At 70.4% G+C, this 13808-nt stretch carries 16 protein-coding genes; all 16 read right to left on the minus strand.

Translation table 11 applies throughout. The annotated features are described in order from the left end of the window. Positions 1-49: 49 nt before the first annotated feature. Positions 50-448, minus strand: coding sequence for a F0F1 ATP synthase subunit epsilon (locus I601_RS19415; RefSeq protein ID WP_068113462.1), 399 nt, complete (start codon positions 446-448; stop codon positions 50-52). Next, positions 448-1902: a F0F1 ATP synthase subunit beta gene (gene atpD / locus I601_RS19420; protein ID WP_068113463.1), complete on the minus strand. Its 1455-nt coding sequence runs from the start codon at positions 1900-1902 to the stop codon at positions 448-450. The genes I601_RS19415 and atpD overlap by 1 nt, the downstream gene beginning before the upstream one ends. An 18-nt stretch (positions 1903-1920) precedes the next feature. After that, positions 1921-2835, minus strand: a complete 915-nt coding sequence (locus tag I601_RS19425; protein ID WP_068113467.1) for a F0F1 ATP synthase subunit gamma — start codon at positions 2833-2835, stop codon at positions 1921-1923. A 2-nt stretch (positions 2836-2837) separates the two neighbouring features. Continuing rightward, the gene (atpA, locus tag I601_RS19430; RefSeq protein ID WP_068113469.1) at positions 2838-4475 is read right to left on the minus strand and encodes a F0F1 ATP synthase subunit alpha; all 1638 of its coding nucleotides are present in this window, start codon (positions 4473-4475) and stop codon (positions 2838-2840) included. A 50-nt stretch (positions 4476-4525) separates the two neighbouring features. Continuing rightward, on the minus strand, positions 4526-5344 hold the full coding sequence (locus I601_RS19435; RefSeq protein WP_068113471.1) for a F0F1 ATP synthase subunit delta: 819 nt from the start codon (positions 5342-5344) through the stop codon (positions 4526-4528). Between the two features lies 1 nt (position 5345). After that, positions 5346-5891: a F0F1 ATP synthase subunit B gene (locus tag I601_RS19440; protein WP_068113473.1), complete on the minus strand. Its 546-nt coding sequence runs from the start codon at positions 5889-5891 to the stop codon at positions 5346-5348. Positions 5892-5933: 42 nt separating this feature from the next. Continuing rightward, the gene (locus I601_RS19445; RefSeq protein WP_269465740.1) at positions 5934-6137 is read right to left on the minus strand and encodes an ATP synthase F0 subunit C; all 204 of its coding nucleotides are present in this window, start codon (positions 6135-6137) and stop codon (positions 5934-5936) included. A gap of 97 nt (positions 6138-6234) precedes the next feature. Further along, positions 6235-7059 (minus strand): F0F1 ATP synthase subunit A, encoded by an 825-nt coding sequence (atpB, locus tag I601_RS19450; RefSeq protein ID WP_335582177.1) that lies wholly within the window; start codon positions 7057-7059, stop codon positions 6235-6237. A 58-nt stretch (positions 7060-7117) separates the two neighbouring features. Further along, positions 7118-7369, minus strand: coding sequence for a hypothetical protein (locus tag I601_RS19455; protein ID WP_179948548.1), 252 nt, complete (start codon positions 7367-7369; stop codon positions 7118-7120). Between the two features lie 33 nt (positions 7370-7402). Continuing rightward, the gene (locus tag I601_RS19460) at positions 7403-7861 is read right to left on the minus strand and encodes a hypothetical protein (protein ID WP_068113475.1); all 459 of its coding nucleotides are present in this window, start codon (positions 7859-7861) and stop codon (positions 7403-7405) included. A gap of 228 nt (positions 7862-8089) precedes the next feature. Beyond that, the gene (locus tag I601_RS19465; RefSeq protein WP_068113477.1) at positions 8090-9241 is read right to left on the minus strand and encodes a glycosyltransferase family 4 protein; all 1152 of its coding nucleotides are present in this window, start codon (positions 9239-9241) and stop codon (positions 8090-8092) included. A gap of 13 nt (positions 9242-9254) precedes the next feature. Continuing rightward, positions 9255-9923, minus strand: a complete 669-nt coding sequence (locus I601_RS19470; RefSeq protein WP_218917705.1) for an L-threonylcarbamoyladenylate synthase — start codon at positions 9921-9923, stop codon at positions 9255-9257. A gap of 5 nt (positions 9924-9928) precedes the next feature. Next, entirely contained in the window at positions 9929-10771 is an 843-nt protein-coding gene (gene prmC / locus I601_RS19475) for a peptide chain release factor N(5)-glutamine methyltransferase (protein WP_068113481.1), read from the minus strand. Beyond that, positions 10772-11845, minus strand: a complete 1074-nt coding sequence (gene prfA / locus I601_RS19480) for a peptide chain release factor 1 (RefSeq protein WP_068113483.1) — start codon at positions 11843-11845, stop codon at positions 10772-10774. 90 nt (positions 11846-11935) lie between these two features. Continuing rightward, positions 11936-12145 (minus strand): 50S ribosomal protein L31, encoded by a 210-nt coding sequence (gene rpmE, locus I601_RS19485; RefSeq protein WP_068113484.1) that lies wholly within the window; start codon positions 12143-12145, stop codon positions 11936-11938. 129 nt (positions 12146-12274) lie between these two features. Beyond that, entirely contained in the window at positions 12275-13804 is a 1530-nt protein-coding gene (locus I601_RS19490; protein WP_068113487.1) for an ATP-binding protein, read from the minus strand. Positions 13805-13808 lie beyond the last annotated feature (4 nt).

Consider the following 13808-nt stretch of genomic DNA (forward strand, 5'->3'; position numbering starts at 1 on the left):
TGCTGAGGGCATCACCCTAGCGGCACGGTCGGGACCTCGGACGGTCGGGTCAGCCGGCCTTCTCGACCGCACGGATACGGGCGGAGGCACGACGGATCTCGACCTCACGCTCGTCCCCGGTGGGCAGGCCCTCGGCTGCCGCGAGGGCAGCCTTGGCCTCGTCGATGTGGATCTCCTCGGCCAGCAGGGCGTGCTGGCTGAGGATCGAGACCCGGTCATCAGCGACCGAGATGAACCCACCGTCGACCACGGCGTGCACGATCCCGTCCTCGGCTGCGATCTCCACCTCGGCGTCGATCAGCAGCGACAGCAGCGGGGCGTGACCCGCCAGCACGCCGATGTCGCCCTCGGTCGTACGGGCGATGACCATCGACGCCGCGCCGGACCACACGGTCCGGTGCGCCGCGACGAGCTCGACGTGCAGCCCGGTGCCGACGTCGCGTGCCATCAGAGGGACTTCTGGATCTCGGCCCACTTCTGCTCGACGTCGTCCAGACCGCCGCACATGAAGAAGGCCTGCTCGGCCACGTGGTCGTACTCGCCGGCCGCGATCTTGTTGAACGCCTCGATGGTGTCGGCCACCGGCACGGTCGAACCCTCGATGCCGGTGAACTGCTTGGCCACGTAGGTGTTCTGCGACAGGAACCGCTGGATGCGGCGGGCGCGGGACACGATGACCTTGTCCTCCTCCGACAGCTCGTCGACACCGAGGATCGCGATGATGTCCTGGAGCTCCTTGTTGCGCTGCAGGATCTGCTTGACGCGGATCGCGCAGTCGTAGTGCTCCTTGCCGATGTACTGCGGGTCGAGGATCCGCGACGTCGAGGTCAGCGGGTCCACGGCCGGGTAGATGCCCAGCGACGCGATCTCGCGGGACAGCTCGGTGGTCGCGTCCAGGTGGGCGAACGTGGTCGCCGGAGCCGGGTCGGTGTAGTCGTCGGCCGGCACGTAGATCGCCTGCATCGAGGTGATGGAGTGACCACGCGTCGAGGTGATGCGCTCCTGGAGCACACCCATCTCGTCAGCCAGGTTGGGCTGGTAGCCCACCGCGGAGGGCATGCGGCCCAGCAGGGTGGAGACCTCGGAACCGGCCTGGGTGAACCGGAAGATGTTGTCGATGAAGAGCAGCACGTCCTGGTTCTGCACGTCGCGGAAGTACTCCGCCATCGTCAGCGCGGACAGCGCGACGCGCAGGCGGGTGCCCGGCGGCTCGTCCATCTGGCCGAACACCAGGGCGGTCTGCCCCAGCACGCCGGCCTCTTCCATCTCGACGATGAGGTCGTTGCCCTCACGGGTGCGCTCACCGACACCGGCGAACACCGACACACCGCCGTGGTTCTTGGCGACGCGGGCGATCATCTCCTGGATCAGCACGGTCTTGCCGACCCCGGCACCACCGAACAGACCGATCTTGCCGCCGGTCACGTAGGGGGTCAGCAGGTCGATGACCTTGATGCCGGTCTCGAACATCTCGGTCTTCGACTCGAGCTGGTCGAAGGCGGGCGCCTTGCGGTGGATGCCCCAGCGCTCGTGCTCGCCGAGGGTCTCGCCCTCGTTGAGGTTCAGCACGTCGCCCGTGGCGTTGAACACCCGGCCGAGCGTGACGTCACCGACGGGGACCATGATCGGCTCCCCGGTGTCGGTGACCTGGCCACCGCGCACCAGCCCGTCGGTCGGCTTGAGCGAGATGGCGCGAACCATCCCGTCGCCGATGTGCTGGGCCACCTCGAGGGGCAGCACCGTGGTCTGGCCGTCGAGAACGATCTCGGCGGTCAGCTTGTTGTAGATCTCCGGCATGTTGTCGACGGGGAACTCCACGTCGACGACCGGGCCGATGACGCGGGCGATGCGGCCCACGCTGGCGCCGCCGGCCTGGGTGGTCTCTTCAAGAGTTGCAGTCATGTTTGTGTCTCACTCCACTTATTCGGCACCGGCGTTGGCGTCGGCGAGCGCGTTGACGCCACCCACGATCTCGCTGATTTCCTGAGTAATGCCGGCTTGGCGGGCCTGGTTGGCGATGCGGGTGTACTTCTTGATCAGCTCTTCGGCGTTGTCCGTCGCGGACTTCATCGCCTTCTGGCGTGCGGCGAGCTCGGAAGCCGCCGACTGCAGGAGGCAGAAGAAGATGCGGGACTGGACGTACTGCGGCAGCAGTCCGTCGAGCACCGCCTCCGGTGAGGGCTCGAACTCGTAGAGGGGCAACAGCTCGGACTCCTCGGGAGCCTCCGTGCCCTCCACGACCTCCAGCGGCAGCAGTCGCACCGCCGTCGGCTCCTGGGTGAGCATCGAGACGAAGCGCGTGTAGACGACGTGGACCTCGTCCGCGTCACCCTCCTCGCCCTGCTCGCGCAGGAACCGCTCGATGAGGGTCTCCCCCACCTCGACCGCGACGTCGTACGACGGCTGGTCGGAGAATCCCGTCCAGGCCTGCTCGACCGGGCGCTCGCGGAACTTGTAGTAGGCCACGCCCTTGCGACCGCAGATGAAGGTGTCGATCTCCTTGCCCTCGTCGCGCAGTCGCTCGGCGAGGCGCTCGGCCTCCTTGAGCACGCTCGAGGAGTAGGCCCCGGCCAGACCACGGTCGCTGGTGACGATGAGGACGGCGGCCCGCTTGGGGTTCTCCTCCTCCTTCGTCAACGGGTGGTCGACGTTCGCGAACGTCGCCACCGCCGACACGGCCCGGGTCAGCTCGCGGGCGTAGGGCGCTGCCGCCTGGGCCCGCTGCTGCGCCTTGATGATCCGGGACGCAGCAATGAGCTCCATGGCGCGGGTGATCTTCTTCATCGACTGCGTCGACTTGATCCTCGCGCGGTACTCACGCAGCGATACGGCCATGGTCAGCCCCGCTTCTGCTTGACGATCTGCTCCTGGCCGAGCTCGTCGTCCTCGAGCGCACCGGCGTCGGCCTCGTGGCCGACCTTGACGGAACCGCCGTCAGAGGTCTCGAACTGGTCCAGGAAGGAGTCGTACGCGCTGGCCACGCCGTCCTCGTCCTCGAACTTCTTCGACTCGCGGATGCCGGCCAGGAGACCGTCGTGCGAGCGGTGGAGGTAGTCGAGGAACTCCTGCTCGAAGCGCAGGACGTCGCCGACGGGGACGCGGTCGAGACGACCACTGGTGCCCAGCCACAGCGAGACCGTCATGTCCTCGAGGGGGTAGGGCGAGTAGGCCGACTGCTTGAGCAGCGCCATCAGGCGCTGGCCGCGGTCGAGCTGCTGGCGCGAGGCCGCGTCGAGGTCGGAGGCGAACATCGCGAACGCCTCCATCGCGCGGAACTGGGCCAGGTCGACCTTGAGCGAACCGGTGACGGCCTTCATCGCCTTGGTCATGGCCGCGCCACCCACACGCGAGACCGACACACCGACGTCGATGGCCGGGCGCTGGTTGGCGGCGAACAGGTCCGACTGCAGGAAGATCTGGCCGTCGGTGATCGAGATGACGTTGGTCGGGATGAACGCCGAGACGTCGTTGGCCTTGGTCTCGATGATCGGCAGGCCGGTCATCGAGCCCGCGCCCAGCTCGTCGGAGAGCTTCGCGCACCGCTCGAGCAGCCTGCTGTGCAGGTAGAAGACGTCACCGGGGTAGGCCTCGCGGCCCGGCGGGCGACGCAGCAGCAGCGACACGGCACGGTAGGCCTCGGCCTGCTTGGTCAGGTCGTCGAACACGATGAGGACGTGCTTGCCGTCGTACATCCACTGCTGGCCGATGGCCGAGCCGGTGTACGGGGCGAGGTACTTGAAGCCCGCGCTGTCCGAGGCGGGCGAGGCGACGATGGTGGTGTACTCCAGCGCGCCGGCCTCCTCGAGGGCGCCACGCACCGAGGCGATGGTCGAGCCCTTCTGACCGATCGCGACGTAGATGCAGCGGACCTGCTTCGACGGGTCGCCCGACTCCCAGTTCTGCTTCTGGTTGATGATCGTGTCGATGGCGATCGTGGTCTTGCCGGTCGCGCGGTCACCGATGATCAGCTGGCGCTGGCCGCGCCCGATCGGGGTCAGGGCGTCGATCGCCTTGATGCCGGTCGCCATCGGCTCGTGCACCGACTTGCGGTCCATGACCGTCGGCGCCTGCAGCTCCAGGGCACGACGCCCGGAGGCCTCGATGTCGCCCAGGCCGTCGATCGGCGTACCGAGCGGGTCGATGACGCGACCGAGGAAGTTGTCCCCGACCGGCACCGAGAGGATCTCGCCGGTGCGGCGCACGGGCTGACCCTCCTCGATCCCGTCGAAGTCACCGAGGATGACGACGCCGATCTCACGGGTGTCGAGGTTCAGGGCCAGGCCACGGGTGCCGTCCTCGAACTCCAGCAGCTCGTTGGCCATGGCCGAGGGCAGCCCGCTGACGCGGGCGATGCCGTCACCGGCGGAGGCGACGTGGCCGACCTCTTCGCGGCTCGCCGCGTCGGGCTGGTAGTCGGCGACGTACTTGGCGAGCGCGTCACGGATCTCGTCCGGACGGATGGAGAGCTCCGTCATCTTGGTGCCTTCTCTCTTGGGTCTCTACGAAGTCGGGTGGATGCGGTCGGTCAGCCGGCGAGGCGGCGGCGGGCGTCGTCGAGGCGGCTCGAGACCGTCCCGTCGATGACGTCGTCGCCGATCTCGACCCGGATGCCGCCGATCACGGCGGGGTCGACGACCAGATTGAGGTGGACCGGGCGGCCGTACTGGCGCGACAGCGCGTCGGCCAGGCGGGCGCGCTCGTCCGCGGACAGCTCGCGGGCGGCCCGGACCGTCGCGACGCCCTCGTTCTGCACGGCGGCGACGACCTTCTGGTACTCGGCGAGCGCCACGCTGACCGTGCGGTAGGTGCCGGCCAGCGACTGCTTGACCAGCCGGACGGTGGACGGCAGCGCCTTGGCGGCGAGCAGGTCGTCGACCAGACGCGCCTTGTCGGCGTGCGACCGGGCCGGGTCGGAGAGCGCGTCGCGCAGCGACGGCTGCTCCTTGACGACCTGGCTGAACGCGAACAGCTCGTCGGCCAGGCGCTCGGCCTCCCCGACAGCGGCACGCACCAGCGCCACGACGCTGAGGTGCTCGAGAGCATCAGCGAGGTCGCGCGGGGCCCGCCAGCGGCGACCCACGGCCGCACGCAGGAGTCCGAGAGCCTGCTCCGACACCTTGCCGCCGAAGACCTCGCCGACGACGCCGGTCTTGGCCTCGGCAGCGACCGAGCCGTCGGTGGCGAAACGGCGCAGCGCGCCCTCACCGCGCAGGCTGGTGGCGACCGAGAAGAGGTCCCCACTGACCTGGGTGGCGACGTCCGGCGAGCCGGAGACCAGGGTCTCCAGCTCACCGATCAGCGTGGCGACGGCGTCGGCCGAGGCTCCGCGGAAGTCCGAGGTCATCTCAGTTGACCCCCGGCGTCCCGGTCTCGAGGTCGGCGAGGAAGCGCTCGACGACGCGGCTCTGGCGAGCGTCGTCCTCCAGGCTCTCGCCGACGATCCGACCGGCGAGGCCGGTCGCCAGGGCGCCTACCTCGGCACGCAGCGAGGTGATCGCCTGCTGGCGCTCCGCCTCGATCTGCGTCTTGCCGTGGTCGACGATGCGGGTGGCTTCGGACTGCGCCTGCTCCCGCATCTCGGCGATGATGGTCGCCCCCTGCTCGCGCGCCTCCTCACGGATGCGCGCCGCCTCGTGGCGGGCGTCGGCGAGCTGCTTCTCCAGCTCGGCCATCTTGGCGTCGGCCTCGGCCTGCTTGGTCTCGGCAGCGGCCAGCCCACCCTCGATCGCGTGGGTGCGCTCGGCGAACGTCGCCTCGAAGCCCGGCACGACGAACTTCTTGATGAGCACGACGAGGATGCCGAAGACGACGAGGGCGAGCACCATCTCGACCGGGTGCGGCACGAGGGGGTTGAGCTCACCTCCGGCGGCTCGGACGGTGGCAGTCTCCATGAAGAGTCCTTCTACGAGGTCAGCGTTGCAGGCCGAGAGGGATCAGATGACGAACGCGAGGGCGATGCCGATGATGGCCAGCGCCTCGGCGAGGGCGAAGCCCAGGATGGCGATCGGCTGGAGGCGACCCTGCGCCTCGGGCTGGCGAGCCACACCGTTGATGTAGGCGGCGAAGATGAGACCGATGGCAAGACCCGGACCGACAGTCGCGAGACCGTAACCGAGCATGTTGAGAGAGCCGTCCACGGCTTCTTCCTTTCGTTGGGCCCGCTGTGGGCCGGTGGGGATCTGGGATGTTCGTGGTGGTGCGGGTGGTGCAGGACGACCCCGGAGGGCCGCCGGATCAGTGCTCGTCCGCCAGCGCGCTGGAGATGTACATCGCGGTGAGGAGGACGAAGACGTAGGCCTGGAGGAACATCACCAGCACCTCGAGGAAGGTGATGAGGATGAACATCACCCAGGCGACGGGGCCGACGAGCTGCGTGAGGCCGGAGGTCTCGAACAGCAGGTACTCGCCGCCCAGGGCGAAGAGGATCAGCAGCATGTGGCCCGCGAACATGTTCGCGAACAGACGCAGGGCCAGCGTGACCGGCCGCACCAGGATGTTGGAGAAGAACTCCAGCGGGATCAGCAGGATCAGGATCGGGCCCCGGACACCGGCGGGCACGGTCTGCAGCTTGAAGTAGCCGCCGACACCGTGGCGGCGCATGCCGGCGACGTTGTAGACGACCCAGCTCAGCAGCGCCAGGGCGTAGGCCATGCCGACGCGGGAGAACGTCGGGAACTGGATGCCCGGGATGATCCCCATCAGGTTGTTGGCCAGGAGGAAGAAGAAGAGCGCGACCAGGTAGGGCACGAACGGCAGGAAGTCCTTGCTGCCGATGGTGTCGCGGGCCAGCGAGTTGCGCACGAAGCCGTAGCTGACCTCGCCGGCGTACTGGGCGCGGCCGGGGACCATCGCGCGCTTGCGGATCGAGTAGGCCAGCAGGCCGAAGACCAGCGCAGCGGCCAGCACCAGCTGAAGCATCGGCTTGGTGACGCCGAGGTACATGGTCTCGCCGAGGAACTGGAAGGTCTTGTCCGCACCGATCGGCGGCAGGTTGAAGTCGCCAGGCCCCGGGGGGATGAACCCTTCGGTCCGGATGGCGCTCATCGCGGTGGCACTCACGCTGTCTCCTGTGTCTGCCGCATTCTCAACTGGGCCGGCTGAGTCAACTGGTCGGGGTTCAACTGGTCTGGGAGGGGGGTACGGGTGGTGCCTCGTCCGGGGGGCGGAAGGCCTTCCAGGTGAGGAAGATACCCATGGCCGCGCCCGCGACGATCCCGATGGCCACCAGGAACGTGGTGCCCAACCAGTGGTCGAGCCCCCAGCCGATCAACCCGTACAGCGCGACACCGGTGGTGACGTAGCTGAATGCGCGCCACGGGTCCCCACCAGGGGCAGGGACGTCGCCCGCAGGGGGTCTCGGCTGAGCCATCGCGTCCCGGACAATAGCAGTGTCCACGGCTCATCACGCACCCGCCTCGTGACGCCGGGCGTCAGGCAGGTCGTAGGCGAGCGTGCGCAGCCGGGCGGTGAACCGGACCTGGGCGGCCAACCAGACCAGCGTGCAGGCGATGACGCCGCCCGCCAGCCAGGTGCGGTCCACGGAGCGGTCGATCGCGGCGCTGTCGTTGAGCACCGTGAGGGCCAGCGCCAGCGCCAGCACCTGGAGGAAGTAGGTCATCAGGGCCACCATCAGCGCTGCCGAGGGCATCGCCCCCGCGACCGCGTTGACCGCGAAGGCCCCGAAGGCGAAGACCGCGAGGGCCAGGCCCGAGCCCACGGCCACGCCGGCGGCGGCGTCGGAGCCGCCCGTCAGCGCGGCCACGACCACCAGGACCAGGCCGACCGCCGACACCACGACCACTGCACCGAGCAGCGGCGCCACCGGGGTGCGGCGGTTCGCGTGCGTCGTGTCGGTCGTCATGACGGCGGCCGTTTCTGTGGAGGGCAGATGGTGCTGCGGGCCGCTCAGCGGCGTTCGCAACGCTCGTGAAAACTATCACAAGGTCCCGGGGCGGCATCAAGTTGATCGATCCAACCCCCCGCACGAGCGGTCACTTCTGCACCCTCGACCGGTCACTTCCGCACCCAGCCGTCGTACTGCGGGGGTCCAGGTGACCGGTCGGTGGTGCAGAAGTGACTGGTCGGTGGGTCACAACTGACTGGTCGTCGGGTGGGGTTCGACGTGGCCGGGGCGGTGCAGCTTCGGCAGGACGAACGTGGCCGTCACCGTGGTGACCAGGCCCGCGCCGAGCAGCACCACCACCCAGGGTCCGGAGTAGAGGCTCGCCAGGACGGTGCCGAAGGCCACCAGCGCCGCCCAGAGCCACATGATCATCACCGCACGGCGCTGCGAGTGCCCGATCTCGAGCAGGCGGTGGTGCAGGTGCTGCTTGTCCGGGGCGAAGGGCGAGCGGCCGGCCCGGGTGCGGCGCACGACCGCCAGCACGAGGTCGAGCAGTGGCACCACCAGGATGGTGATCGGGAGCAGCAGCGGCAGCAGCGTCGGCGCCAGGCTGGCCTGGGCCCCCGCCCCGCCCTGGGCGATCTCGCTGCCCGCGAACTGGCCGGTCAGCGTCACCGCGCTGGCCGAGAGCACCAGCCCGATGAGCATCGACCCGGAGTCCCCCATGAACAGCCGCGCTGGATTGATGTTGTGCGGCAGGAACCCCACACAGGCTCCGGCGAGGGCGACCGCCAGCAGCGCTGCCGTGGTGGCGCGCGAGGTGTTGTTGAGGCTGGTGAGCTGGTAGCAGAAGACGAAGAAGGCCAGGGCGCCCACCCCGACGACCCCGGCCGCCAGCCCGTCGAGCCCGTCGACGAAGTTGACGGCGTTGATGGTCGCCACGACCAGGAACCCGGTCAGCAGCGCCCGTTGGGCGGGGTCCAGCGAGAAGACGGTCCCGTCGGGGCCGGTGAAGAAGTAGAACTGCACGCCGAAGGCCACCAGGAAGCCCGCGGCGAGCAGCTGCCCGCCGAGCTTGGTGAGCGCGTCGAGCTCGAAGAGGTCGTCGAGGACCCCCACCGCGCAGATCATCGCGCCCGCGATGATCACCACGCCGGCGTCGCGGAACACGAAGGGACCGCTCAGCGACAGGAACGGCAGCTCGCGGGCCACCAGGTAGGCGGCCACCAGTCCCCCGAGCATCGCCAGGCCGCCGAGGTAGGGGATCGGCTCGGCGTGCACGTCGCGGTCGCGCACCCGGGCCACCGCACCGGTGCGCAGCGCGACCTCGCGGGCGATGACCGTCAGCAGGTAGGTGACCGCCGCAGCCACCAGGAAGACCAGGATGTACTCGCGCACCGTCCCTGTCCGCTCAGTCCTCGAGCGTGAGCGTCGCGCCGAGCGGCTCCAGGACGGCGTTGAGCTGCTCGAGGGACAGCGGCCCGACCCGCAGCACCCGGCCCTGCGAACCGGTCACGTCCACGATCGTCGAGGCCAGCGCTCCCCCGTCGTCCTGCGGGCTCGGACCGGCGTCGATGATGACGTCGACGGCCTCGCCGAGCATCTCCTCGGCCGCGTCGGCGTCGGTGGCGGCCGGCATGCCGGTGCGGTTCGCCGAGCTCACCGCGAGCGGCCCGGTGCGCTCGAGGAGCGCGCGGGTGACCTCGTGGTCGGGCATCCGCACCGCCACGGTCCCGCGGGTGTCCCCGAGGTCCCACTGCAGCGACGTCTGCTGGTGGCACACGATCGTGAGCGGGCCCGGCCAGAACGCCTCGACCAGGGCCCGGGCGTAGCCGGGCACCCGCACCGCGAGCGCGTCGAGCGTCGTCGCCGCGCTCACCAGGACAGGGGGCGGCATGTCACGACCGCGACCCTTGGCGGCGAGCAGCGCCCGCACGGCCTCCGGGTCGAAGGCGTCCGCGCCGATGCCGTAGACCGTGTCGGTGGGCAGCACCACCAGGCCACCGCGCTGGACCGCCAGGCTCGCCGCCTCCAGTGCCTTCTCGCGCTCGTCCGGCGTGGTCGTCCTGTGCCGCTCCATGGCGCTCATCGTGCCAGTCGCGCCGTCACGAAGCGTGCACGCCCTGCCAGGTCGCGGTGGTCGCGCACCTCGCGCCAGCGCCCGGTCGCGCTCAGCACGCCCGGAGCCGAGGCGCCCTGGACATCGGCGTGCTCGGCGCCGAGCACCCCCTCGGGTCGCAGCAGCAGGGCGGCACGGCGCTCCAGGACCCGCCAGGCGTCGAGCCCGTCCTGCCCGGAGAAGAGGGCCAGGTGCGGGTCGTGGTCGCGCGCCTCGGCCGACACCGACTCCCACGCCTCGAGCGGCACGTACGGCGGGTTGCACACCACGACGTCGACGCTGCCCAGCAGCTCGTCGAGCTCGGTGGCCATGTCGCCCAGGCGCAGGTCGACGCCGGTGCCCGCGAGGTTGCGCTCGGCCCAGGCGTGCGCGGCGGGGTCGACCTCCACGGCGTGCACGCGCGCGTGCGGCACCTCGTGGGCCACCGCCTTGGCCACCGCTCCGGATCCGGTGCACAGGTCGACGACGACCGGCTCCTCGAGGCCGCCGGCCTGCTCGACCGCCCACCCGGCCAGCAGCTCGGTCTCGGGACGCGGCACGAACACGCCCGGCCCCACGGCCAGCTCGACGTGGCGGAACCACGCGACGCCGGTCAGGTGCTGCAGCGGCTCCCGGGCGGCGCGGCGCCGCACCAGTGCGTCGTACGCCGCCAGCGCGGTCGGGTCCACGTCGTCGACGAGCACCAGTCGGCCGCGCTCGGTGCCGAGGACGTGGGCCAGCAGCTCGGCCGCGTCGTGCTCCGGGCTGGCCACCCCGGCCGCGGACAGCTGGTCCACGGCTGCGGTCAGGACGGCACGTCGCGCGGTCACTCAGTCCTCCAGGGCGGCCAGGCGCGCCGCCATGTCGGCGTCGACGCACGACTGCAGCACCGGCTCCAGGTCACCGTCGAGCACCTGGTCGAGGTTGTAGGACTTGTAGCCCGTCCGGTGGTCGGAGATCCGGTTCTCCGGGTAGTTGTAGGTGCGGATCCGCTCGGAGCGGTCCACGGTGCGGATCTGGCTGCGCCGCGCGTCGCTGGCCTCGGCGGCAGCCGCCTCCTCGGCGACGGCCAGCAGCCGCGAGCGCAGGATGCGCATGGCCTGCTCCTTGTTCTGCAGCTGGCTCTTCTCGTTCTGGCAGCTGGCCACGATGCCCGAGGGGACGTGGGTGATCCGGACCGCGGAGTCGGTGGTGTTCACGCTCTGACCGCCGGGACCGCTGGAGCGGAAGACGTCGATGCGCAGGTCGTTGTCGTCGACGCTGACGTCGACCTGCTCGGCCTCGGGCAGCACCAGGACGCCCGCCGCACTCGTGTGGACCCGTCCCTGGGACTCGGTGACCGGCACGCGTTGCACCCGGTGCACCCCGCCCTCGAACTTCAGCAGGGCGTAGGGAGCCTCCCCCGGCTGCGGGGTGCCCTTCGCCTTGACCGCGACGGTCACGGACTTGTAGCCGCCGAGGTCGGACTCGGTGGCGTCGAGCACCTCGACGCTCCACCCGTGCCGCTCGGCGTACCGGGTGTACATCCGCAGGAGGTCGCCGGCGAAGAGCGCCGACTCCTCGCCACCCTCGCCGGACTTCACCTCGAGCAGCGCGTCCTTCTCGTCGGCCTCCTCGCGCGGCACCAGCAGCCGGCGCAGGCGCTCGGCGGCCGCCTCGCGGCGTACGTCGAGCTCGGCCGCCTCCACCGCGAACTCGGGGTCCTCCCCCGCCAGCTCGCGCGCCGCCCCGGCGTCGTCGCCGAGGCGCTGCCACTCCCGCCAGACCCCGATCAGCGAGGACAGCTCGGCGTAGCGACGGTTCAGCCGCTTGGCCAGGCGCGCGTCCGCGTGGGTCTCCGGCTCCCCGAGGCGCTGCTCGAGCTCGGCGTGCTCACCGAGCATGCCTTCGACGGCCTCGAACATCGGGGGCTCCTGGGTGGGGTGCGGCGGAGGGGACAAATGACGAGCGCCGGTCCACCGCGGCAAGGCGGTGGACCGGCGCTCGTGAGGTCGCTACTTCTTCTTGGCGTAGCGGGCCTCGAACCGGGCGACGCGGCCGCCGGTGTCGAGGATCTTCTGCTTGCCGGTGTAGAACGGGTGGCACTGCGAGCAGACGTCGGCACGGATCGAGCCGGAGGTCGCGGTGCTGCGGGTGGTGAACGTGCTGCCGCAGGTGCAGACGACCTCGGTGTCCACGTACTGCGGGTGGATGTCCTTCTTCATGCTGTCCTCTTTCGTCAGTGTCGCCGGGTCGCTGCCGTCTTGCCCACGGGTGCGGTGCGGGAGCGTGAACCGGAACCGGTCGTATTGTGCCAACCACATCGGGCCGCCGCCAATTCCGTGCCTGCGGAGCTACGCGGTGTCGGACTGGGCGGGCAGACGCACCCGCACCCGGGTGCCCCGTCCCTCCTCCGACTCGATGCGCACGTCGCCCGAGTGCTTCTCGACGATCGTCTGCACGATCCGCAGCCCGAGACCGGTCCCCGCGATCTCGTTCGTCACGGCGTTCGAGGCGCGGAAGAAACGGGTCCCCAGCCGCTCGAGCTCCTTGGCGGGGATCCCGATCCCGTGGTCCTGGACGGTCACGAGCGCGACCCGGCCGGACGGGGCGTCCTCCACCGTGACCGAGACCGTCACGTGGCCCTCGTCGAGGCTGAACTTCACAGCGTTGGTCAGCAGGTTGAGGATCGCGCGCCCCAGCATCGGCCGGTCCGCGAGGACCACCACCGGCCGGTCGCCGACCACGAGCTGCACGTCGACCCCACGCCCGGCCGCCGGGATCGACACGTCGGTGACCGCGTCACGCACCAGCGGCACCAGGTCGACCACCTCGAGCGTGGTCGCGCGGTTCTCGGCCTTCGACAGGATCAGCAGGTCGTCGATCAGGTTCTTCAGCCGCGCCACGTTGCGCCGGCTGGCCTGGAGGATGCGCTCGTGACGCGGCGACATCGTGTCCTCGAACTCCTCGGCCACCATCTCGAGATAGCCGTGGATCGTGGTCAGCGGGGTCCGCAGCTCGTGGGACACGTTCGAGACGAAGTCGTCACGGGCGGTGTCGAGCACCCGCAGCTCCTCCTGCACCTTGTCCTCCACGGCACGCGCTCGCGACTGGGCGTCGGCGAGGTCGTTGAGGGCGCTGGCCACCGAGCGCACCTCGCGCGGACCGACCGGTCGGGCCCGCACCGACGGGTCCTTGCTCATCTGATGGACCACGCCCTCCAACGCCACCAGCGGCTCGGAGACGTCGGCCAGCAGGCGAGAGCGCGCCCGGGCCACCATCAACCAGGCCAGCAGCGCCAGCAGCGCCACCGACCCGATGGTGACGCGCAGCCGCCACGTGGCGGCCCTGCTCGCCTCCCGCATCCTGGTGCCGAACACCTCCGAGGTGTCGCGGTGGGCGGCGCGGACCTGCTCGAAGAGCCGCTTGCCCCGGTTGTACCGCTGCTGCTGGAACGTGTCGGGACCACCGGCCGCCTCGACCCGTGGCTGGGCGTAGTCGAGCAGCCACTTGTCCGCGGCCTCGCCCTGGCGCTCGACGAGCGCCTGGAGCCGTACGTCGTCCGCGGCGTACTCCGCCACGGCCTGCTCGTGACCCGGCAGCCGGGCGAGCGCCTGCTGGTACTGGTCGAGGGCCGTCGGGTCGCCGCTGCGCGCCCAGGCCCCGCTGGCGCTGTCGAGGTCGGTCAGGTCCTGGAGGACGGACTGGTTGGCCACGGAGGCCGGCTGGAGCCCCTCGGTCAGGTCGTCGACGGCCCGGGTGGACAGCACGACGCCGACGATCGCGATCATGGCGATGACGCCGATCAGGACCGCGAGGCGGTGCAGCGCCGGGGTGACCGTCCGGGCAACGGTGCGCGGGGTCGCGCCGAGGGTCTCGACCACCTGG

Origin of the sequence: Nocardioides dokdonensis FR1436 (genome assembly GCF_001653335.1) — a bacterium.
GTDB lineage: Bacteria > Actinomycetota > Actinomycetes > Propionibacteriales > Nocardioidaceae > Nocardioides > Nocardioides dokdonensis.